At 69.6% G+C, this 22,327-nt stretch carries 14 protein-coding genes; 8 read left to right on the forward strand and 6 right to left on the reverse strand.

The window, feature by feature from the left end; genetic code table 11:
- The first annotated feature begins 119 nt into the window (after positions 1 to 119).
- Both HWX76_RS27430 and HWX76_RS27435 read left to right on the forward strand, forming a co-directional pair.
- Entirely contained in the window at positions 120 to 761 is a 642-nt protein-coding gene (locus HWX76_RS27430) for an NAD(P)H-binding protein (protein WP_050011363.1), read from the forward strand.
- Between the two features lie 249 nt (positions 762 to 1,010).
- Entirely contained in the window at positions 1,011 to 1,481 is a 471-nt protein-coding gene (locus tag HWX76_RS27435) for an Lrp/AsnC family transcriptional regulator (RefSeq protein WP_006484401.1), read from the forward strand.
- 38 nt (positions 1,482 to 1,519) lie between these two features.
- Here the strand turns inward: HWX76_RS27435 and HWX76_RS27440 are convergent, their stop codons facing one another.
- The 3 genes from HWX76_RS27440 to HWX76_RS27450 are packed head-to-tail and all read right to left on the reverse strand — an operon-like array spanning position 1,520 to position 5,028.
- A complete protein-coding gene (locus HWX76_RS27440; protein WP_176016607.1) occupies positions 1,520 to 2,293 on the reverse strand; it encodes an ABC transporter ATP-binding protein in 774 nt (257 codons plus the stop codon).
- A 4-nt stretch (positions 2,294 to 2,297) separates the two neighbouring features.
- A complete protein-coding gene (locus HWX76_RS27445) occupies positions 2,298 to 3,932 on the reverse strand; it encodes an iron ABC transporter permease (RefSeq protein WP_239468932.1) in 1,635 nt (544 codons plus the stop codon).
- 52 nt (positions 3,933 to 3,984) lie between these two features.
- The gene (locus HWX76_RS27450; RefSeq protein ID WP_050011360.1) at positions 3,985 to 5,028 is read right to left on the reverse strand and encodes a Fe(3+) ABC transporter substrate-binding protein; all 1,044 of its coding nucleotides are present in this window, start codon (positions 5,026 to 5,028) and stop codon (positions 3,985 to 3,987) included.
- A 242-nt stretch (positions 5,029 to 5,270) separates the two neighbouring features.
- Here HWX76_RS27450 and HWX76_RS27455 point away from each other — a divergent pair, with 242 nt between their 5' ends.
- Positions 5,271 to 5,432, forward strand: coding sequence for a hypothetical protein (locus tag HWX76_RS27455; protein ID WP_006476417.1), 162 nt, complete (start codon positions 5,271 to 5,273; stop codon positions 5,430 to 5,432).
- Between the two features lie 146 nt (positions 5,433 to 5,578).
- On the opposite strand, the gene HWX76_RS27460 is transcribed toward HWX76_RS27455, so the two are convergent.
- Positions 5,579 to 6,946 carry an amino acid permease gene (locus HWX76_RS27460; protein ID WP_089488294.1) on the reverse strand — a complete coding sequence of 456 codons (1,368 nt, stop codon included), beginning with the start codon at positions 6,944 to 6,946 and terminating at the stop codon, positions 5,579 to 5,581.
- Between the two features lie 92 nt (positions 6,947 to 7,038).
- Between HWX76_RS27460 and HWX76_RS27465 the strand changes: the two genes are divergently transcribed.
- Positions 7,039 to 8,091 carry an RNA-guided endonuclease TnpB family protein gene (locus tag HWX76_RS27465; RefSeq protein WP_176016608.1) on the forward strand — a complete coding sequence of 351 codons (1,053 nt, stop codon included), beginning with the start codon at positions 7,039 to 7,041 and terminating at the stop codon, positions 8,089 to 8,091.
- A 295-nt stretch (positions 8,092 to 8,386) separates the two neighbouring features.
- On the opposite strand, the gene HWX76_RS27470 is transcribed toward HWX76_RS27465, so the two are convergent.
- Complete coding sequence (locus tag HWX76_RS27470; protein WP_050015094.1) at positions 8,387 to 10,678, reverse strand: FUSC family membrane protein; 2,292 nt, start codon at positions 10,676 to 10,678, stop codon at positions 8,387 to 8,389.
- 181 nt (positions 10,679 to 10,859) lie between these two features.
- Here HWX76_RS27470 and recC point away from each other — a divergent pair, with 181 nt between their 5' ends.
- The 4 genes from recC to arfB are packed head-to-tail and all read left to right on the forward strand — an operon-like array spanning position 10,860 to position 20,627.
- Entirely contained in the window at positions 10,860 to 14,198 is a 3,339-nt protein-coding gene (gene recC / locus HWX76_RS27475) for an exodeoxyribonuclease V subunit gamma (protein WP_176016609.1), read from the forward strand.
- Positions 14,195 to 17,902, forward strand: a complete 3,708-nt coding sequence (gene recB / locus HWX76_RS27480) for an exodeoxyribonuclease V subunit beta (RefSeq protein WP_176016610.1) — start codon at positions 14,195 to 14,197, stop codon at positions 17,900 to 17,902. Before recC ends, recB begins: the two co-directional genes overlap by 4 nt.
- A complete protein-coding gene (locus tag HWX76_RS27485) occupies positions 17,899 to 20,226 on the forward strand; it encodes an AAA family ATPase (RefSeq protein WP_176016611.1) in 2,328 nt (775 codons plus the stop codon). Before recB ends, HWX76_RS27485 begins: the two co-directional genes overlap by 4 nt.
- Positions 20,223 to 20,627, forward strand: a complete 405-nt coding sequence (gene arfB / locus HWX76_RS27490; RefSeq protein ID WP_050015102.1) for an alternative ribosome rescue aminoacyl-tRNA hydrolase ArfB — start codon at positions 20,223 to 20,225, stop codon at positions 20,625 to 20,627. Before HWX76_RS27485 ends, arfB begins: the two co-directional genes overlap by 4 nt.
- 55 nt (positions 20,628 to 20,682) lie before the next feature.
- Here arfB and HWX76_RS27495 read toward each other — a convergent pair whose 3' ends face one another.
- Entirely contained in the window at positions 20,683 to 21,963 is a 1,281-nt protein-coding gene (locus HWX76_RS27495; RefSeq protein WP_050015104.1) for an EAL domain-containing protein, read from the reverse strand.
- Positions 21,964 to 22,327: the final 364 nt, after the last annotated feature.

Consider the following 22,327-nt stretch of genomic DNA (forward strand, 5'->3'; position numbering starts at 1 on the left):
GGGCAGGAAGCCGGACGGCGCGTACGCGCGGCGATCGGCGCAACGGGGGCTTCGCCCCGTTTTTTTCGGTCTTATATGTAATTAATTGTGTTACATATTTTCAACTCTGGAGAATCGATATGACGCAACGTTCGTTGAATATCGCGCTGTTCGGCGCCACCGGCATGATCGGCTCGCGCATCGCGGCGGAAGCCGTGCGGCGTGGCCACCGTGTCACGGCGCTGTCGCGCCATCCGGGCGCATCCGGCGACGGCATCACTGCGAAGGCGGCCGACCTGTTCGATGCGGCCAGCATCGCGGCCGCGCTGCCGGGCCATGACGTCGTCGCAAGCGCGTACGGCCCGAAGCAGGACGACGCGGCGAAGGTCGTCGCGGTTGCGAAGGCGCTGGTCGCCGGCACGCGTCAGGCCGGTTTGAAGCGGCTCGTCGTGGTGGGCGGTGCAGGTTCGCTCGAAGTCGCGCCGGGCAAGCAGCTCGTCGACACCGAAGGTTTCCCCGAAGCGTACAAGGCGGTCGCGCTCGCGCACCGCGACGCGCTCGACTTCCTGAAGACGGTCGCCGATCTCGACTGGACCTTCTTCGCGCCGGCCGCGCTGATCGCGCCGGGCGAGCGCACGGGCACGTTCCGCACGGGCGTCGGCAAGCTGATCGTGGACGCGCAAGGCAACAGCAAGATCTCGGCGGAAGACTACGCGGTCGCGTTCGTCGACGCGCTCGAGCAGGACGGCTTCGTGCGCGAGATCGCGACGGTCGCGTATTGAGCAGTATTTGAGCGGCATGACGGCCGGCCGCGTGTGAGCGCCGGCCGGGGCGCGCGCGACGCGCAAGCCGCGACGCGCCGGCAAATTCAGGCGATTCCGCCCTGTCGGGTGGCGTCGCCTGTTTCTTTGGCGCGGCGACTGCGTGACGGATCGGTATTTACACCGGTCGACGCGCCGAGACAGTTTTCATATCGTTCCCCGTCGGGCAGGATGAATAGAATAAATTTCTATCGACGAGGGAATGGAGAAATGGACGCCATCGATCGCAAGCTGCTGGAGCTGCTGCAGGCGGATGCCACGCTGCCGATCGCGGAGCTGGCACAGCGCGTGAACCTGTCGCAGACGCCGTGCTGGAAGCGCGTGCAGCGTCTGAAGGAAACCGGCGCGATTCGCGCGCAGGTTGCGCTGTGCGATCCGCGCAAGCTCGGGGTCGGCACGACCGTGTTCGTCGCGATCCGCACGAACCAGCATACCGAGGAGTGGGCGCAGCGCTTCACGCAGGCGGTGCGCGACATGCCGGAAGTAGTCGAGGTCTACCGGATGAGCGGCGAGACCGATTACCTGCTGCGCGTCGTCGTGGCCGGCATCGACGACTACGACCGCGTGTACAAGCAACTGATTCGCACGGTGCCGCTGTTCGACGTCAGTTCGTCGTTCGCGATGGAGCAGATCAAGTATTCGACCGCGCTGCCCGTGCGCGATCTGGCCGAGCCGGCCTGACGGGCACGCCGCCGCGCCATCGCGTCGGCGGCGCGGCTTCAGCGGCCGCGCGCCAGCGCGCGTGCGCGTTCGTCGGCCAGCGCGTCGCGGCGCACGAAATCCGCGACGAACGGGCTGGCCGGATGATGATGCAGCGCGTACGGCGTATCCCATTGCGCGAGTTGGCCGTCCTTCATCACGCCGATCCGGTCGGCGATCGCGAACGCTTCCGCCTGGTTGTGCGTGACGAGGATCGCGGTGTGGCCCGTACGCTTCAGGATGTCGCGCAGCTCGAACGCGAGCCGCTCGCGCGTATCGACGTCGAGGTTCGAGAACGGCTCGTCGAGCAGCAGCAATTCCGGCGACGGCGCGAGTGCGCGCGCGAGCGCGACGCGCTGCTGCTGGCCACCCGACAGTTCGTGCGGATAGGCGTCGCCGGCATCGGCGAGGCCGACGAGGTCGAGCAACTCCGCGACGCGCAGGCGCCGTTCGGCCTTCGGCATGCGCCGCAGTCCGAACGCGACGTTGTCGGCCGCGCTCAGGTGCGGGAACAGCGCGTAATCCTGGAACATCAGGCCGATCCGCCGTCGCTCGGGCGGCACGTCGAGCGACGGCGCCGCGACCGGCGTGCCGTCCAGCACGATACGCCCCATGCGCACGGGCTCGAAGCCGGCGATCGCGCGCAGCACGGTGGTCTTGCCGCAGCCGGACGCGCCGAGCAGGCAGCCGATCTCGCCGCGCGGCAGCGCGAGGCTCAGGCCGTCGACCACTGTGCGGCGGCCGTGCGGCCTGTCGTAGGCGATGCAGAGGTCGTCGAGTTCGAGCAGGTTCACGGTGTCAGGCTCCGATCTTGTGGCGGGTGCGGGCGAGCAGGATCACGGGCACGAGCCCGGCCACCACGATCGCGAGCGCGGCGACCGCGCCTTCTTCATAGGTGCCGCGCGCGGCTTCCGCATACAGCCAGGTCGCGAGCGTGTCGAAGTTCAGCGGGCGCAGCAGCAGCGTGGCCGGCAATTCCTTCATCGCGTCGACGAACACCAGCAGCGCGCTCGTCGTGAGCGCGGGCCGCAACAGCGGCAGGTGGACGCGGCGCAGCGTGCCGCCGGCCGTCTCGCCGAGCGAGCGCGCGGCCTGTTCGAGCGACGGCGGAATGCGCGCGAGGCCGGCCTCGATGCCGCCGGCCGGGATCGCGAGAAAGCGCACCGTATAGGCGATCGCGAGCGCGGTGGCCGAGCCCATCAGCAGCAGCCCGTCGCGGCCGAGCGCCGCGCCGAACAGCCGGTCGGCCGCCGCGAACGGCATCAGCAGGCCGATCGCGAGCACGGTGCCCGGCACCGCGTAGCCGAGGCTCGCGATCCGCGCGCACAGGCGGGCAGGGCCCGCGCGGGCGCTGTCGCGTTGCGTGCGCGCGGCCCACGCGACGACGAGCCCGCACGCGAGCGTCGCGGCGGTAGCGGCGGTCGCGATCGTCAGCGTGTTCGCGAGCCCCGTCATCAGTTGCGCGGACACGCCGCCGACGACGTGCAGCCGCTTGGCCGTTTCGACCGCGAGGTATGCGGCCGGCGCGCCGAAACCGAGCAGGACGGGCAGCCAGCCGAGCACCGCGGCGCCCAGCGCGGCCGGGCCGGTCAGGCGGCGCGGCGCGATCGGACGCATGCGCCGGCCGTGCGCGTAGCGCTGGCGGCGGCGCCCGTAACGTTCGAGCGCGATCATGCCGACGACGATCGCGAGCATCGCGAGTGCGATCTGCGCGGCGCCGGCGAGATCGGAGCGCGTGATCCACGTCGTATAGACGGACACGGTCAGCGTCTGCACGCCGAGGAACTCCGACGCGCCGATATCGTTCAGCGTTTCGAGCAGCGCGAGGCTCACGCCGACCGCGATTGCCGGCCGGGCGAGCGGCACGACGACGCGCCAGAACGTCGCGACGCGGCCGGCGCCGAGCGTGCGCGCGGCTTCGAGCAGGCTTGCGGATTGGGTGACGAACATCGCGCGCGTGCTCAGATAGACGTACGGATACAGTACGAAGCCGAGCACGAAGATCGCGCCGGGCAGCGAGCGCAGGTCGGGCAGGCGGAACTGGCGCGGGCTGTCGAAGCCGAGCAGCCAGCGGATCGCGCCTTGCACCGGGCCGATCGGATGCAGCAGGTCGAGATACGCGAACGCGACGATGTAGGTGGGGACCGCGAGCGGCAGCAGCAGCGCCCAGGTCAGGATCCGGCGGCCGGGAAAATCGTACGCGGTGACGAGCCATGCGCAGCCGGTGCCGACGATCGACACGATGGTGCCGACCCCGGCGAGCAGCAGCAGCGTATTGACGAGCGCCTGCGGCAGCACGAATTCGGCGAGATGCCGCCAGTGCGCGAGATCGGCGTCGAACGCGGCGGCCACGAGCACCGCGAGCGGCGCCGCGACCGCCGCGGCGATCGTCAGCGCCGCGAGCAGCCACAGGCTGCCCGCGCGCGGTCGCACGCGCGGTCGCGGACCGCGCGGCTCGCGACAGGCGCGGGCAGCAGGCGATGCGTCAGTTGTCAAAGCCGACCTTGTCGACGAGCTGGCTCGCCTGCTTGCGATGCTTCGCGATATCCGCGAGCGGCAGCGGGTCGACCTTCAGCGTACCGAAGCTCGCGATCACCGGGTCGAGCTTCACGTTCGCGCGCACCGGATATTCGTAGTTCGCCTGCGCATACAGCGCCTGCGCCTCCGGCGACACCAGGTATTCGAGCAGCTTCACCGCATTGGCCTTGTGCGGCGCGTGCTTCGCCACCGTCGCGCCGCTGATGTTCACGTGCGTGCCGCCGCTTTTCGCGTTCGCGAACGTCGGGCGCACGACCTTGATCGCGTCGCCCCATTTGCGCGCATCGCTGCCGGCTTCCGCATTCTTCATATGGCCGACGTAGTAAGCGTTCGCGAGGCCGACGTCGCAGATGCCGCCGAGGATGTCGCGCGCGACGTCGCGGTCGCCGCCGGTCGCCTTGCGCGCGAGGTTGGCCTTCACGCCGCGCAGCCATGTCTCGGTCGCGGCCTCGCCGTCGTGCGCGATCATCGCCGCGACGAGCGCGGTGTTGTACGGATGCTGGCCCGAGCGGATGCAGACCTTGCCCTTCCATTTCGGATCGGCGAGATCCTCGTAGCGGAACGCATCGACCTTCAGGTCCTTTTCGACGTAGAGCACGCGGTCGCGCAGCGACAGCGCGTACCAGTCGCCGTTCGCGCCGCGCAGGTTCGCGGGAATCGCGTCGTCGAGCGCCTTCGAGCGCACCGGTTGCGTGACGCCGCCGTCGACGAGGTCGAGCAGGTTGCCGACGTCGACCGTCATCAGCACGTCGGCCGGCGACTGCGCGCCTTCCGCCTTCACGCGCTCGAGCAGGCCGTCCTTCACGAACACCGTGTTGACCTTGACGCCGCTCTGCTTCGTGAACGCGTCGATGAGCGGCTGGATCAGCTTCGGCTCGCGGGTGGTGTACAGGCTCACTTCCTCGGCCGCGTGGGCAAGCGGCGCGAAGGCGGCCGCGGTCAGGGCGAGGGCGCCGGCGAGCGGCAGCAGGCGGGTGCGCGGATTCGACATGGAGACTCCGGTGCGGCAGGTGGACGAGGGAGCGTTCCGCGGCGCGCCTGCCGCCCGCGCGACCCGAAACATTACAAAATGAAAGACGCTGGATTCTAAATCGAAATGGGAATGATTAACAAACGAAAGCTTGCGGAAAGCCGGAGAGCGGCCGGCGGCGGGGACCGGCGAACGGGGCGGCGCAGCGCGGCGCCAGCGCGTAGAATGCCCGCTTCGACGAATTTGACGGAGCGGCACCGACCATGAACGATCAGCGCAAGAAGAACCCTGTCCGCAACGTGAGCATCCTGATCGTCGTGGCCGTGCTGCTCGTGATCGGGACGATCCTGTACAACGCGATTTCGCAGAAGCACGCGTACGACGAGGCCCATCCGGCCGAGGCCGCGAGCGCGGCGTCGCACTGACGCGCCGGTGCGCGGCCCGGCGGGTCGCGTGCGGGGCATGTGAACGGAGTCGATCCGCGGTTGCCGGCGCGACGGGCGCCGCGCGGAACCGGGACGGCAGAAGACGCGCCGGAACCGGCGCGCCGCATCGGCAGCTCAGCCGTGCGTCAACGTGACGCAGCGGCGAATTTCGGGCGGATCCGTGCGTAGAACACGGCCGCGAGCAGCGCGAGCCACGCCGCGCCCACGTAGAGCGCGACGCGCGTATCGTCGAACCAGCCGAGCATCACGATCACGAAGCCCATGAAGGCGATCGTCAGCGCCGGCGCGACGGGCCACAGCGGCACCTTGAACTTCAGCGCGGCGACTTCGGCGTTCGACAGCCGGCGACGCATCGCCACCTGCGACAGCAGGATCATCAGCCAGACCCACACGGTCGCGAACGTCGCGATCGCGGCGACCACCAGGAAGACGTCCTTCGGCATCAGGTAGTTGAGCAGCACGCCGACCAGCAGCGCGCCGGCCATCACGAGCACCGTGACCCACGGCACGCCGTGGCGCGACGTCGTCGTCAGCACGCGCGGCGCCTGGCCTTGCCGCGCCATCCCGAACATCATCCGGCCCGCGCCGAAGATGTCGCTGTTGATCGCCGAGATCGCCGCGCTGATCACGACGAGATTCAGGATCGTCGCGGCCGACTTCACGCCGAGCGCCGAGAAGATCTGCACGAACGGGCTGCCGTCGCTGCCGACGCCGGTCCACGGGCTGATCGACATCAGCACGACCATCGTCAGCACGTAGAACAGCAGGATCCGCGCGGGCACCGCGTTGATCGCGCGCGGAATCACGCGTTCCGGGTCCTTCGCCTCGCCGGCGCTCATCCCGATCACCTCGATCCCGCCGTACGCGAAGATCACGACCGACAGCGACGCGATCAGCCCGCCGACGCCGTTCGGGAAGAAGCCGCCATGGTTCCACAGGTTGGCAAAGGTCGGCACGTCGGCCGAATGGCCGAAGTGCATGCCGGTCAGCAGGATCGCGACGCCGCCGCCGATCATCGCGACGATCGCGCCGACCTTGATGATCGACAGCCAGAATTCGAGCTCGCCGAACACCTTCACGTGGCACAGGTTCAGCCCGCAGATGACCGCGACGACGCCGAGCACCCAGATCCATTGCGGCACGTCCGGAAACCAGAAACCCATGTAGATGCCGAATGCGGTGATGTCGGCGATCGCGACGATCACCATTTCGAGCGTGTAGGTCCAGCCGGTGACAAAGCCCGCGAACGGGCCGAGGTTCTCGGTCGCGTAGTGGCCGAACGAGCCGGCGACGGGTTCGCGCACGGCCATCTCGCCGAGCGCGCGCATCACCATGTAGACGGCCGCGCCGCCCAGGATGTACGCGAGGATCACGGCCGGGCCCGCGAGCTGGATCGCGGACGCCGAACCGTAGAACAGGCCCGTGCCGATCGCCGAGCCCAGCGCGAGAAAGCGGATGTGCCGCGCGCTCAGGTGGCGCTGCAGGTTTTTCATCAGAATTTGCTCCGCGAAACTCCGCCATTGATGGCGGGAAGGAAAGGGGTGCTGTTGACAGGTAGCTTCTTCCACGGGTTAGGATCACCTGCATGATTCTTGTCTACCGCTACCGCGTGAAGTCGCTCAATGGACTGCTCAACAAGCAGAGCCGTGCGGTGAACTACGTCTGGAATTTCTGCAATGACACGCAGAAGCACGCGCTCAAGTGGGGCAAGAAGTGGCCGACGGGATTCGACTTGAACGTGCTGACGACGGGGAGCAGCAAAGCGCTCGGCATCCACTCCGGTACGATCAACGCGACGTGCGAGCAATACGCGAAGTCGCGCAGCCAGCGCCGTCGGCCCTACCTGCGCTATCGCGGCAGGAAATCGCTGGGCTGGGTGCCGCTGAAGGGGCGTGACCTGAAGCGCGAGGGCGGCGCGTTTCGCTTTGCCGGAAATACTTTTCGGGTGTTCAACAGTCGACCGCTTCCCGAAGGCAAGATTAAGGATGGAACCAACTTTGCGCAGGATGCGCGCGGCAATTGGTTTCTCAACATCGTGATCGAGATGCCGGATGTTCAGGCTCGCCCGGTCCGTTCCGGTGTGGGCATTGATCTCGGCCTGAAAGACTTCGCCACACTTTCGACCGGCGAGAAACTGCCCAATGACCAGTTCGGTCGACGAGCGGCGGAAAAGCTGGCGAAAGCGCAACGGGCGCGAAAGCACAAGCGACATATCGCGAAGCTGCACGCCAAGATCGCGAATGCCCGAGCCGATTTCCAGCACAAGCTCGCGCTCGAGCTGGTGTGGCGTTTCGATTACATCGCGGTCGGCAACGTGTCGGCAACCAAACTCGCCAGGACCAGGATGGCGAAGAGCGTCTACGACGCATCCTGGTCGTCTTTCCGAAACAAGCTCCGCTACAAAGCGATCGCGCACGGGGCCACGTTCGAGGAAGTCGACGAAAGCGGTTCGACCCAGTCCTGTTCGTCGTGCGGGTCGAAAGACAGCACGACGCGGCCGAAAGGTATCGCGGGACTGCGAATAAGAGAGTGGGCCTGTAGTGACTGTGGTGTCGAACATGATCGAGATACCAACGCTGCGTTGAACATTCTCCGATGCGGACGTGCATCGCCAGGTGTGGGAATCTTCCGCCTTTAGGCGGGAGAGGGCGTCAAGGAGTCTCCGATATCGTTATGCGACGAACCTGGCGAGCGGGGCCGGTTCGAATGCGTCAAGTTGTCTATACAACTTGAATGTGAACGAATGATAACAAGCCGGAGCCGGTGACCGGAATCGGGTATTCCCTGACTGGCGCGGCGAGCAGAACGGGGCGTGGGGCGGTCGCGCGCTGAATGCGCGGTGGAGCATGCTTCGGGAGAGGGTTGAATCGAAGCGCGCCGGTGGCCGAGCCGCGGCGTGCGCGGGCCGGCCTGCCGGCGTGGACATACGGAGGTCAGGCAGGCAGGCGGATCACGCTCGCATCCTTGCGGATCAGCAGCGACGACGCGAGCATCTGCTTGCACTGGTGCGCGAGCACCTTCAGGTCGTGCGTGAGCTCGGCGCCGACCGCATCGGATTTTTCCGCGGACACGACCATCGCATCGAGATCGCGCGTGATCTGCTTCGACGCTTCGAGCTGGTCGGCGGGCGGCGGCTCGCCGGCCTCGGCCTTCTCGAGATTGTCGAGCACGGCGGCGAGGCCGCGCTGCAGCGCGTCGTCGTGAACGAGGCCGCCATCGGCCGCGCATGCGCTGCGGATCAGCGGCGCGGCGGCCGTGATCTGCGCGCCGAGCACGTGCGTCTGCACGAGCAGGTCGTTCAGTTCGGGCACGAAGCGCTGGTGCGCCTTCGGCTCGATCATCATCCGCTGGAACGCCTGCCCGAGGTTCGCGAACGCGATGTGCACGTCCTTGCGGGCGAGGCGGTAGCGGTAGTCGTCCTCGAGGCTGGCCGTCGGCGACTCGATCGCGGCCGCGACGCCCGCGACGACGGCAGCGCCGTCGGCGGTCGGCACCGGCGGCGGCGACATGCCGCGCCCGGCGCGCCATACGGCCTCGAAATACTTGCGGGTGGACGTCAGCATGTCGGTGACGAGCTTGCCCATCAACCGGTATTCCCAGTACGGGAACAGCCGGCTCGCCGCGATCGCGATCATGCAGCCGACCACCGTGTCGATCGCGCGCTCGCCGATGATCCGCATGCTGCCCGGCGCGAGCAGGTGGAACATCAGCAGCACGTATGACGACGTGAACACGACGCTCGCCGCATAGTTGAACAGCAGCAGGCTGTAGCTCATCACCATCGACCCGAACATGATCGCGATCAGCAGGTGCGTATCCTTGACCGTGTAGATCAGCGCGACGCTCGCCGCGCAGCCGATCAGCGTGCCGACGATACGCGCCGCGTTGCGCTGCTTGGTCAGCGAGTAGCCGGGCTTCAGGATGATGATGGTGGTCATCACGATCCAGTACGCGTTCGTGAGCGGCAGCAGCCGGCCGATCCAGAAGCCGACCGCGACGGCGATCGTCACGCGCAGCGCATGGCGAAAGCTCGGCGAGCGCATGTTCAGGTTCGAGAAGATCAGCAGCGGCGACATGCGGCGGCGCTGCAGGAAGCGCGTGAGCGCCTTGTCGATCTTCAGTTCGGTTTGCTGCGGATCGGCACGGCCCGACAGGTTGCGGCGCATCCGGTCGATCAGGCGCGTCGCGCTCCAGATGCGCCGGAACGTCGCGAGCACGGCCGCATACGCTTCCGGGTTGGTGGCCGCGAAGTTCTTCTTGCGCATCAGCTCGATCTCGTACTCGATCGCGCGCAGCTCGGCCTTCACGCTGATGTGCGAATGCGGCGCGCGGTTTTCGAGCACCGCGAGGCCGACCTCCTCGAGATCGGCGGCGGCCTTGCGGATCAGGTCGCGATAGAAAATGATCAGGTCCGTTCCGCCGAACGTGTTGCGCACGAGCGGATAATCGGTGTGCGCGCCGACGAACAGCTCGTGCAGGTCGACGCTGTTGATGAACAGGTTGTACATCGTCGTGCGGCCGGGATCGAGCTTGCCGCGCCGCAGTTTCGGCAGGTTGCGCAGCACGATGTCGCGCGCGGTTTCCTGCGTTTCGACCGCGGTGATCTGCTTCGCGACGAGATTGCGGTAGCACTCGTCGAGATCGGCGTCGAGATCGTAGAACTGCGCGCGCGCGAGCAGGTAGTCGGCACAGGCGAACAGGCTTTCGGCCAGCGCCTGCTGCTCGATCCGACGCGCCTGCCATTGCGACACGAGCGTGGCCCAGTACGTGTACCAGAGGCCGCCCGCGAGAATCCAGCCGGCGTTGACGAACGCCTGCAGCGGCGTGAATTTCTCCTCGAGCGTCATCACCATCATGAACAGCGTCGCGAAGCTGATCTGCGGCCAGCGGTTGCCGTAGACGACGATCAGCGACAGCACGAACGTGAGCGGCACGATCGTGAGCCACAGCGCGAAGATGTTCGGGGTCGCGAGGCCGGTGGCGAGCGCGGCGAGGAAGCCGATCACGCTGCACGCGAGCATTTCGTTGTGCTTGTACTTGAGCGGGCCCGGCATGTCGACGACGCACGCGCCGAGCGCGCCCGTCGAGATCGTGAAGCCGAGCTCCCGGTTGTGAAACACGATCAGGCACAACACGGCCGGCAGCGACACGCCGACCGCGATCCGCAGGCCGCCGAAAAAGTACTGGCTGTAGAAAAACTTTCTGATTTCGACCGAATAGCGCATCGATGAGCTGAATGACAGACGAAGACGCCCGGGGCGGCGTATTGACTGGCGACGAGTCTATCGTATTTCGCGTCTCGTAAAAGCTGGCTTTCCGGCCGAGGTTCGCGGCGGCGGCCCATTTGCTATCCTTGGTGATCCTGTTCGCCCGGCCCCGCCGGTGCGAGGTTCCGACGCCCGCTTCATGCTCCATCTTTTCTATTCGAACCGTCACGAAACGCTGGCCGACGCGCTGCTCGAGGATCTGGCCGCGTTCCCGGCCCGCAACGGCCCGTGGGCGCCGCAACAGGTCATCGTGCCGAGCGCGGCGCTGCGCCGCCGCCTCGAGCTCGACATCGCCGCGCGCAATGGCGTGTGCGCGAACGTCGAGTTCACTTATCTCGCGCAGTGGCTGTGGGCGCAGATCGGCCGCGTGCTGACGGTGCCCGCGCGTTCGCCGTTCGCGCCCGACCGGCTCGTGTGGCGCTGCTACCGGCTGTTCGCGCAGCCGGCAGGCGACGCGCCGTGGCTCGCGTCGCCGCGGCTGGCCGCGTATCTGTCTGCCTCCGACGACGCGATGTGCTACGAACTGGCCCATCGCGTCGCGGCCGTGCTCGATCACTACCTGACCTATCGCCCCGAATGGCTGGCCGCGTGGCAGGCCGGCGAATCGGTGCTCGCGGGCGACGCCGCGCCGCGCGGGATCAGCGACGCCGCGCGCGACGACGAACGCTGGCAGGCCGCGCTGTGGCGTGCGCTGCTGGCCGAGCTGAGCGACAGCGGCACGCCGCCGGCGCACCGTTTCCTCGTCGAGGCGCGCCATCTCGATGCCGAGGCGGTCGCACGCGCCGACTGGCCCGAATCGGTCAGCGTGTTCGCGCTGCCGACGATGCCGCCGCTGCACGTCGCGCTGCTGCGCGAACTGTCGCGCTGGATCGACGTGCGTGTCTACGCGCTGAACCCGTGCCGCGAATTCTGGTTCGACATCGTGACCGCCGCGCACGCCGAGGCGCTCGATGCGGCCGGGCGGCGCGACTACCAGGAAGTCGGCCATCCGCTGCTCGCCGAATGGGGCAGGCAGACGCAAGCGCAATTGCACATGCTGCATGAGCTGACCGAAAGCGCCGCGTCGGGCGATGCGTCGCGTTTCGTCGAAAATCCCGCATCCACCTGGCTCGCGCGCGTGCAGAACGCGATCCTCGAGCTGCAGCCGGAAGCCGAAATCGGCGACACGCCGGTCGAGCGCGGAATCGAGGTGCACGTGTGCCACAGCCTCGCGCGCCAGCTCGAGGTGCTGCACGACCGGCTGCTCGCGTGGTTCGACGCCGATGCGAGCCTGCAGCCGTCCGACGTGCTCGTCGCGGTGGCCGATCTCGCCGCGGCCGGGCCGCTGATCGACGCGGTGTTCGGCACGGCCGGCGCCGGCGGCGCGCGGGTGCCTTACCGGATCACCGGCCTGCCGCCGTCGCAGGCGAACCCGGTCGCGCGCGTGCTGCTCGACTGGCTCGCGTTGCCGGAGCGGCAGGTCGGCGCGCCGGAGTTGGTCGAATGGCTGCGCGTGGATGCGGTGGCCGCGCGCTACGACATCGACGCGGCCGCGCTCGAAACGGTGCAGACCTGGCTCGCGGCCGCCGGCGCGCGGCGCGGGCTGTCGCCGCTCGCGAGCGACGACGCGGCCGTGCCCGCGCCGCGCCATACGTTCTCCGATGCGCTCGCGCGGCTCTTTCTCGGCTATGCGATGCCCGAAGGCGCGGCGCCGATCGGTGCATGGCTGCCGATCGAGGCGGCCACCGGCAGCGAGGCCGAACTGCTCGGCCGGCTCGCGCGCTTCACCGACGATCTCGACGGCTTCGCGCGGCGGCTCGCGGAATCGCACACGCCGCGCGGCTGGAGCGAACTGTTTGGCGACACGCTCGCGCGCTTCTTCGATTCGGGCGCCGCGTATGCCGACGCGCTGGCCGGTGTGCGCGACGCGCTCGACGCGATGCTGGCCGCGATGACGGAGGGCGCGCCCGACGAGGCGTTGCCGGCGGCCGTCGTCCGCGCGGGGCTCGCGGCGGCGCTCGACGATCCGGCCCGCGGCGGCGTGCCGTGGGGCGGCGTCACGTTCTCGTCGCTGACGAGCCTGCGCGGGCTGCCGTATCGCGTCGTCTGCCTGCTCGGGATGGACGACGGCGTGCTGCCGAGCCTCGCGCGCGCGGACGAATTCGACCTGATGGCCGTGCTGCCGAAGCTGGGCGACCGGCAGCGCCGCGACGACGAGCGCAATCTGTTTCTCGATTTGCTGCTGGCCGCACGCGACCGCTTGCTGATCGCCTATACGGGCCGCAGCATTCGCGACAATGCGCCGTTGCCGCCCGCGGCGCTCGTCGACGAACTGCTCGATCATCTGGCGGACGTCACGGCCGGGCCCGGCGCCGCACCGGACGCGGTCGACGCCGCGCGCCGCGCGTTCATCGTCGAGCATCCGCTGCAGCCGTTCGCGGCCGCGTATTTCCAGCCGGGCAGCGACCTCGTTTCGTACGACGCCGAGCGGGCGACGCTCGCGTCGCTGCTGGCTGCCGAAGCGTCGCGCGACGGGCCGCGCGAGCAAGCTTTCTTCGCGCAGCCGCTGCCGGCCGAGCCGGTCGAGCCCGTCGCGTTCGGCGAATTCGAACGTTTCTGGCGGCATCCGGCGCGTGCGTTGCTGCGCGGCCGGCTCGGCATCGTGCTGGCCGACGCGCAGGCCGAACTGCTCGATACCGAGCCGTTCGCGCTCGACTTTGCCGGCAGCGACGCGCTGGCCGAGCGCGTGCTGCCGCTGCTGATCGAAGCAGGCGACGGCGGCGTGCACGATCACGCGCTGCGCATTGCGGACGCGAGCCCGGAGTTGCCCGGCGGCGCGACGGGCGCGGTGTGGCGCGACCAGGCGCTCGGTTCGATGACGCAGCTTGCGTCGAACGTGCGCCGTGCGCTGGCCGACGGCATCGAGCGACGGCCGTTCTCGCTCATCGTCGTGCCGAAGTGGCCCGACACCGAGCAGGCGCTGTTCGGCGCCGACGACGCGATGCTGGCGGCCGATGCGGTGCGCGCACCATTCGAATTGCACGGCACGCTGAACCGGCTGACACCGGCCGGGCAGGTCATCTATCGCTATGCGCGGCCGAGCGCGCGCGACTACCTGTCCGCGTGGCTCGCACATCTCGTCTACTGCGCGATCGAGCCCGGCGGCCCGCGCCGCACGCTGTGGTTCGGCAGCGGCGGCGCGTTCGAGCTGACGCCGGTGGCGGCGCCGCTCGACCGGCTCGCGCCGCTGGCCGCGCTGTTTCGCGCGGGTCGACGCATGCCGCTGCGGTTTTTCCCGCGCAGTGCGTGGGCGAGGGTATCCGACGGCGAGGCCAAGGCCGCGAGCGTGTGGATCAACGAGCGGGTCGTGAGCGAAGCCGACGATCCGGCCATCGCGATCGCGTGGCGCGGTGCGCATCCGTCGCTCGACGAGCCGTTCGGCACGCTCGCGCGGCTCGTGTTCGAACCGCTCGTCGAGCATCTGAAGGAGGTCGCATGAGTGCCGTGTCGCAGCAACCGGCGCTCGAACTCGACGTGTTCGCGTGCCCGCTCGACGGCGTCAACCAGATCGAGGCGTCGGCCGGCACCGGCAAGACCTGGAACATCTGCGCGCTGTACGTGCGCCTGCTGCTCGAAAAGGATCTCGGCGCGGACGAAATCCTCGTCGTGACCTTCACGAAAGCGGCGACGGCCGAGCTGCACGAGCGGATTCGCAGCCGGCTCGCACAGCTTGCGCATGCGCTCGACACGGGCGACGACGGCGGCGATCCGTTCATCGCGCGCCTGCTGGAGACCACGCTCGGCGAAGGCGGCGCGCTCGACGCCGAGACGGCCGTGAAGCGGATCCGCCGCGCGCTGCGCGCGTTCGACCAGGCCGCGATCCATACGATCCACGCGTTTTGCCAGCGCGCGCTGCAGGAAGCGCCGTTCGCGGCGGCGATGCCGTTCGCGTTCGACATGGAGGCCGACGATGCGTCGCTGCGCTTCGAACTCGCGGCGGATTTCTGGCGCACGCGCGTCGAACCGGCGGCCGCGCGCTGGCCGGGCTTCGCGACCTGGCTCGTCGAATCGGGCGCCGGCCCGGCCGCGCTCGATGCGCAGCTCGCACGCCGGCTGAAGAAGCCGCTCGCCGCGCTGCGCTGGGACGGCGTGACCGAGCCGGACGAATCGGCGGAAGCGGCGGCGGCCGAATGCTTCGCCGAGGCGGCGCGGATGTGGGCGGCCGAGCGCGACGCGATCGATGCGTTGCTGCATGCCGCGCAGCCGGCGCTCAATCAGCGCTCGCACAAGCCCGATGCGGTCGCCGATGCGCTCGCCGCGTGGGCCGTGCATTTCGAGCAGGGCGACGCGACGGCCGCGCTGCCGAAAGCCGCGTTGAAGCTCACGCAAACCGCGCTGACCAAGGCGACCAAAAAAGGCGGCGCGACACCCGCCCACGCGTTCTTCGACGTGGCCGACGCGCTCGAAGCGGCGGTGGCCGCCGCCGAGGCCGCGCAGCGCGCGCGCTGGCTCGCGCTGATCGCCGAATGGCTCGACATGGCGCCGGGCGAGCTGGCCGAGCGCAAGCGCACGCGGCGCGTCGTGTCGTTCGACGATCTGCTCGCGAACCTGTATCACGCGCTGCACGCGCATCCGTGGCTCGCCGAGACGCTGCGCGCACGCTATCCGGCCGCGTTGATCGACGAGTTTCAGGATACCGATCCGTTGCAGTTCGCGATCTTCGACCGGATCTTCGCGCCGGGCGGCCCGCTGTTCCTCGTCGGCGATCCGAAACAGGCGATCTACAGTTTCCGCGCGGCCGATCTGCATACCTATCTCGCCGCGCGCGCGCGGGCGAGCGCGTGCTACACGCTCGCGGTGAACCAGCGCTCGACGCCCGCGATCGTCGACGCATGCAACCGTTTCTTCATGTCGAATCCGTGCGCGTTCGTGCTCGACGGGCTCGACTATTACGCGGTGCGCGCCGGCACGCGCGTGCGTGCGCCGTTCGTCGACGAAACCGATCCGGGTCCGGCCGGCGATTTCCGCGTATGGGCGCTGCCGGGCGGCGAGGGCACGCTGCACAAGCGCGATGCGCAAGCGCAGGCTGCCCAGGCTTGCGCGGCCGAGATCGCGCGGCTGATGCGCGGCGCGCGGGACGGGCGCGTGCGGCTGGGCGACACGCCGCTGTCGCCGGGCGACATCGCGGTGCTCGTGCAGACGCACCGGCAGGGCAGTCTCGTGAAGCGCGTGCTCGCGACGTGGGGCATCGGGAGCGTCGAGCTGGCGCAGGCGTCGGTGTTCTCGACCGGCGACGCCGAGCAGCTCGAACGCGTGCTGGCGGCGATCGATGCACCGGGCGACCTGCGGCGTCTGCGCGCGGCGCTCGCGTCCGACTGGTTCGGGCTCGATGCCGGCGCGCTGTGGCGCATGGAGCAAGGCGACGGCGATGCGCCACCCGGTGCATCGGCGGCCGACGGCGCCGACGCGATGAGCTGGGTCGAACGCTTCTCGCGGTATCGGCTGCTGTGGCGCGAACGCGGCTTCGCGGTGATGTGGCGCACGTTCACGCGCGAGCTGCGGATCGCCGAGCGGCTGATGGCCGGTGCGGACGGCGAGCGCCGCGTGACCGACATCAACCATCTGGCCGAGTTGACGCAGGCGCGTGCGTCCGCGCAGCCGGGCATCGCGCCGACGCTGCGCTGGCTCGCCGCGCAACGGCTCGACGGCGGCGGCGAGGAAGCGCAACTGCGGCTCGAATCCGATCGCAACCTCGTGCAGATCGTCACGGTGCACAAGTCGAAGGGGCTCGAATACGCGGTCGTGTTCTGTCCGTTCCTGAACGACGGCGGCCTGCGCGAGCCCCCGTCGTCCGCGCTGCCCGATGCGCGCGAGTATCACGACGACGCGGGCGATGCGGTGCTGCATTACGGATGCGACGACGAAGCGGCCGCGCACGCGGCGCGGCAGGCGTTGCGCGAGCAGGCCGCGGAGCGCGCGCGGCTCGTCTACGTGGCGCTCACGCGTGCGGTGTATCGCTGCTATGTCGTGGCCGGGCCCTACCTGTCGTCGCGCTCGACGCGCGAAGCGCGGCGTAGCGTGCTCAACTGGCTCGTCGCGGGCGCCGGCCTTGCGTTCGATGCGTGGCTCGACGAGCCGCCCGACGAAGCCGCGCTCGATGCGGCGTGGCGCGCGCTTGCGGGCGGCCCCGTGAGCGTCGCGCCGTTGCCCGTGCCTGCGCGCCGCGAGCGTCTCGCGGCCGGGCACGACGCGTCGCAGACGCTCGCGGCGCGTCATGCGACGCGCGTGCTGCGCGATGCGTGGCGAATGGCGAGCTTCAGCTCGCTGACCGCGTCGATGGCGCGCGAGGAGGCGGGCGTCGCGGCCGTGCCCGACGACGAACTGCGGCCCGATCACGATGCGCTGGCCGCGGTGACGCCGGACGGCGAACCGATGCTGGCCGATATGGTCGCGGCCGACCCGCCGGACGACGACATCCTCGCGTTCCCGCGCGGCGCGGCGGCCGGCGAATGCCTGCACCGCCTGTTCGAGCTCAGCCGGTTCACGGCGCCCGAAACGTGGCACAAGGCCGCGCTCGGCGCGCTGCACGACCGGCCGGTGGAGGCCGGGCCGGCGCTTGCGACGCGCCTGCCGGCGATGATGGTGCAGTTGGTCGACGACGTCGTGCACACCGAGCTCGTGCCGGGCATGCGGCTCGTCGATCTCGATCCGGCGAAGCGGCTCGACGAAATGGGCTTCCTGTTTCCGGCGCCGTCGCTCGACCTGCTGGCGCTGCGCCGGCTGCTGGTCGCGCACGGCTATCCGGACGTTGCACTGGAGGCGGGTACGCTCGCCGGTTTCATCAAGGGTTTCATCGACATGATCGTCGAACACGACGGCCGTTTCTGGATCGTCGACTGGAAGTCGAACCACCTCGGCACGACGCCGGATGCCTATGGCCCGCGCGCGCTCGACGTCGCGATGGCCGATCACGCGTATCACCTTCAGGCGCTGCTCTATACGGTCGCGCTGCATCGTTACCTGCGCGGCCGGCTGCCCGATTACGACTACGACACGCACATCGCGGGCTACCTGTACCTGTTCGTGCGCGGCGTGCGGCCCGGCTGGCGCAGCGGCGGCGAGCCGGCCGGCGTGCATGCGCGGCGGCCCGCCCGTGCGCTCGTCGACGCACTCGACCGGATGATGGAAGGGGGCCGCGCATGACCGCGTCCGACGACATGCTCGAATTCACCGGCGGCCTCGTCGCGCGGCTGCCCGAGCCGGCCGATTTCGGCATCGCGCTCGCGGAGGGCTTTGCGCGCCGCATCGGCGACCTCGCGCGGCGAGCCGGTGCGCCGTCCGCGTCGGCGCGCTGGGCGGCGCGCGCCGCGTTCGCGACGAGCCGCGCGACCGCCGGCGGCCACGTGTGCGTCGCGCTTGGCGCGCTCGCGCAGCGCTACGAAGCACCGCTCGACGAAGTGCGCGCCGCGCTCGCCGCGAGCGGCGTGGTCGCGTTCGGCACGCTCGCGCGCGGCGACGAGCGGCCGCTGATCGTCGATCGGCTCGATCACCTGTACCTGTCGCGCTATTTCGATTACGAACGGCGGCTCGCCGATGCGCTCGTCGCGCAGGCCGGTGTCGCCGCGCCGGACGAAGGCCTGTCGCCCGACCGCTTGCGCGACAGTCTCGCCCGTTACTTCGGGCCGGCTACGGGCGAAGTCGACTGGCAGCGCGTGGCGGCGATCGTCGCGCTGACGGGCCGCGTGACGATCGTCAGCGGCGGGCCGGGCACGGGCAAGACGACGACCGTCGTCGGCGTGCTGGCCTGTCTGCTCGACGCCCATCCGGGGCTGCGCATCGCGCTGGCCGCACCGACCGGCAAGGCCGCGCAGCGGATGCAGGAGGCGCTGCACGCGCGCGCAGGCGATCTGCCGCCCGAGCTCGCGGCGCGCCTGCCCGACACGTCGTACACGCTGCATCGGCTGCTGGGCGGCGGCGGGGCGGCCGGTTTCCGGCATCATCGCGACAATCCTCTGCCGTACGATCTGATCGTCGTCGATGAGGCGTCGATGATCGACGTCGCGCTCGCCGCGCATCTGCTCGACGCGCTCGCGCCGGGCGCGCGGCTCGTGTTGCTGGGCGACAAGGATCAACTGGCCGCGGTCGAGGCCGGCGCCGTGTTCGCGGAGCTGAGCGCGCGGCCGGCGTTCACCGCCGCGGCGCGCACGCGCATCGCGCACGCGCTGGGTATCGACGAGGCGGCGTTCGTCGCGGCGTTGCCGATGCCGGACGAAGCTGCGCCGGCGGCGGCGATTTCGGCCGCGCATCCGGTTCCTGCTTCCGCACGTGCTCCGGCGTCGCCATCGGCGTCTGCTCCCGTTTCACGCAGATCGGCGCCTCGGTCGTCGAAAGTCGATGCGCGACAGGCGTCGCTCTTCGACGACGAACCGCAGGATGACGAAGTGTCGTCGACGGCCGACATCGCGCCGCCACAGCCCACCGAGTCGGCACCGGCCGATGCCGGCGCACCAGACAGCAATGCGCCGGCCTGGATCGAGGCCGACGACCTCGCATGGCTCGACGCCGTCGAGCTACCGCCGTTCGACGCGGACGACGCGGCACTTGCATCGGCAGTGGCGATGGCGGCTGCATCGCCATTGACCGGCGAAGCCGCTGCCGCGTCCGCCGGCACGCCCGCACCGGCGTCGGCGCCGCTCGCGGACTGCGTCGTGTGGCTCGAACGCAATTACCGCTTCGGGCTCGATTCGCCGATCGGGCGGCTGTCGCTCGCGATCCGCCGCGGCGACGTGCAGGCGGCGCTCGATGCGCTGCCCGCCGACGAATCGGCAGCCGCATCGTTTCACGACGATGCGGGCGACACGCTGGCGTCATCGACGGTCGAGCGGCTCGCACGGCGCTTCGGCGCCTACCTCGACGCGTTGCGCGACGCGCTGGCCGCGCCGGCGCCCGATCCGCTGCCGCTGTTCGACGCGCTCAACCGGTTCCGGATCCTGTGCGCGACCCGCAGCGGTTCGCGCGGCGCGGAACACGTCAATGCGCTGGTGGCCGCGCACATGCGGCATGCGGCGCGCGTGCCGCTCGCGGTCGGCGCGCACTGGTTCACCGGGCGGCCGATCATGGTCACGCGCAACGACTATGCGCTGGGGCTGTTCAACGGCGACATCGGCATTGCGCTGCCCGACGCGCACGGCGTGCTGCGCGTGTGGTTCCGGCGCGCGGACGGCTCCGCGCGCGCGGTGTCGCCGGCTGCGCTGCCGCCGCACGAAACGGCGTTCGCGCTGACGGTGCACAAGTCGCAGGGCTCGGAATTCGACGAAGCGGCGCTCGTGCTGCCCGCGTCGTTCGGCCGGGTGCTGACGCGCGAGCTCGTTTATACGGCCGTCACGCGCGCGCGCACGCGCGTGCAGGTGATCGGGCCGCGGCGCGTGCTGGCGCAGGCGGTCGCGACGCGCACGCAGCGCGATTCGGGGCTCGCTGCCCGCGTCGACGAGGCGCTCGCGCGGCGCCGCATGGAGGCTTCGCGATGATGATCCGTTACACGCTCGATCCGGCCGACGTCGAATGGACGGCCGTGCGCGCGCAGGGCGCGGGCGGGCAGAACGTCAACAAGGTGTCGAGCGCGATTCATCTGCGCTTCGACATCCGCGCGTCGTCGCTGCCGCCGGTCCTCAAGGAGCGGCTGCTCGCGCTGTCCGACCAGCGCATCACGCGCGACGGCATCGTCGTGATCAAGTCGCAGGAATATCGGACGCAGGAGAAGAATCGCGAGGCCGCGCTCGCTCGTCTCGATGCGCTGATCGGCAGCGTCGCGTACACGCCGCGCGCCCGGGTCGCGACGCGGCCGACGCGCGCGTCGAAGGAGCGGCGGCTCGAGCACAAGTCGCGCCGCAGCGTGGTGAAGTCGGGGCGCGGGAAGGTGGTCGACTGACGAACGAAGGGTCGGTGCTTGTCGCAGGCGAGCGAACGTCCGCCGTGCGCGCCGGCTACCGCATCACGGTTCCGGCGCTGTCGAGCACGAAGTCGACGCAGAACACGACGAGCCGGCTCTGCGCGCGGATCGCGACGGCGGCCGTATAGCAGTCGCGGCCTTCCGTCAGCGAGAAGTGCGGGCCCATCAGCGCGACGCGGCCGGGGGCGGCGATCGCGCGCTGGAAATACGGGCGGCGCGACCAGTTGCTGTGGGTCTCCGGGAATAGCGGGGCGAGACGGGTGACGCTTGCCTGGCTGTCGTCGGGCGGTGCGCCGATCGACGGCAGGAACTGTTCGCCGGTCTCGTCCGTCACGAACACGCGACGCGCGGCCGGCACCGCGAACACGCGTTGCGCGGCGTCCTGCAGGTTGCCGCTCGCCGAAAACGCGGCCGCGCCACTGAGCACGAGCCGTTCGATCGCGTCGAAGCCCGGCTGCTCGGCGGCCACCGGCGTGTGCCGGCGGGCGATGAAGCGCCGCCATGCGGCGTCGAGCATCGCGGGCGCCGCCGCGCTCGCGTGCGCGATCGATGCGTCGGGCTGGCCGAACTGGAAACCCTGCACGAAATCGATGTCGGCTTCCATCAGCGCCTGCAGTGCGTCGTCGCTTTCGACGCCTTCGGCCAGCACCATCGCACCGGCCTGGTGCAGCATCGACACGAGGTGATGCATGATGCGGCGATCGTCGGCCGAGCCGGTCGAACGCTCGACGAGCGAGCGGTCGAGCTTCACGATGTCGGGCCGCGCCCGCCACACGCGGTCGAAGTTCGAGAAGCCGGTGCCGAAATCGTCGATCGCGATCAGGAAATCGCGATGCTGGATCATGTCGATCGTGCGGGCGAGCGCGGCTTCGTCGCGCGCCGGCTGTTCGATCACTTCCAGCACGATGCGGTTCGGCGGCAGTGCGAAATGCCGGCACAGCGCCTCGACGAACTCGCGCTGCACGAGGCCCGTGTCGAGCACGCGCGGCGTCACGTTCAGGAACAGCCAGCCGTCGCCGATGCCTTGCGTGACGAAGTTGGCAGTGTGCAGGCAGCGCGCGAGCCGGTCGAGCAGCAGCGCGTCGGCGTCGCCGCGCGTCTTGTCGAACAGGGCGGTGGGCGACACCAGCGCACCGTTCGCGTCGACGACGCGCAGCAGCGCCTCGTAGCCGACGACGCGCTTGTGCGTGATCGACAGCACGGGCTGGAACACGCTGCGCAGTGTCGTGGTGCGATAGGTGGCGAGCCAGCCGTGGGGTGTCGGCGTGAGGCGTTCGAGCAGGGCGTCGAGCGACAGGTCGCGAGCGGGCTTCATGTCAACGGTGCCCGGAAGCGGGCGGCGGGGCGCCGACGCCCCGCCACGCCGATGCAGCCGCATGCGCAGGCGGACGCGAAAGAACGTGGGGCATCGAAACGCCTTCTGCGGATAAGTTTTCCGAGTGTAACGGGATTGCCGCGGCGCGCGTATCAGGGTAACTCCAGACGCAAACGGTACACCGCGATTCCGCCCGTGCGCAGCGGTGCGTCGACTGGCGCCGCGTGCATGCGTCCGGTGCATGACCGTCGCGAAACGAAGCGTGTGACGGCGGAGATGACAATCCCGGCAGCGCGGCGGCATGACCGTGCGTCGATGCCGCCCGATGCGCAGGCGGGTACGGGAAATTCCGGCGGCCAACCGC

The sequence above is a fragment of the Burkholderia sp. BCC0398 genome (assembly GCF_902833245.1).
Classification (GTDB): Bacteria; Pseudomonadota; Gammaproteobacteria; order Burkholderiales; family Burkholderiaceae; genus Burkholderia; species Burkholderia sola.

Bases quoted from the DNA above. Each gene is read 5' to 3' on its own strand.
- HWX76_RS27430 (WP_050011363.1), top strand. From the start codon at position 120: ATGACGCAACGTTCGTTGAATATCGCGCTGTTCGGCGCCACCGGCATG.
- HWX76_RS27435 (WP_006484401.1), top strand. From the start codon at position 1,011: ATGGACGCCATCGATCGCAAGCTGCTGGAGCTGCTGCAGGCGGATGCC.
- HWX76_RS27450 (WP_050011360.1), bottom strand. From the start codon at position 5,028: ATGTCGAATCCGCGCACCCGCCTGCTGCCGCTCGCCGGCGCCCTCGCC.
- HWX76_RS27455 (WP_006476417.1), top strand. From the start codon at position 5,271: ATGAACGATCAGCGCAAGAAGAACCCTGTCCGCAACGTGAGCATCCTG.
- HWX76_RS27460 (WP_089488294.1), bottom strand. From the start codon at position 6,946: ATGAAAAACCTGCAGCGCCACCTGAGCGCGCGGCACATCCGCTTTCTC.
- HWX76_RS27465 (WP_176016608.1), top strand. From the start codon at position 7,039: ATGATTCTTGTCTACCGCTACCGCGTGAAGTCGCTCAATGGACTGCTC.
- HWX76_RS27470 (WP_050015094.1), bottom strand. From the start codon at position 10,678: ATGCGCTATTCGGTCGAAATCAGAAAGTTTTTCTACAGCCAGTACTTT.
- recC (WP_176016609.1), top strand. From the start codon at position 10,860: ATGCTCCATCTTTTCTATTCGAACCGTCACGAAACGCTGGCCGACGCG.
- recB (WP_176016610.1), top strand. From the start codon at position 14,195: ATGAGTGCCGTGTCGCAGCAACCGGCGCTCGAACTCGACGTGTTCGCG.
- HWX76_RS27485 (WP_176016611.1), top strand. From the start codon at position 17,899: ATGACCGCGTCCGACGACATGCTCGAATTCACCGGCGGCCTCGTCGCG.
- arfB (WP_050015102.1), top strand. From the start codon at position 20,223: ATGATGATCCGTTACACGCTCGATCCGGCCGACGTCGAATGGACGGCC.
- HWX76_RS27495 (WP_050015104.1), bottom strand. From the start codon at position 21,963: ATGAAGCCCGCTCGCGACCTGTCGCTCGACGCCCTGCTCGAACGCCTC.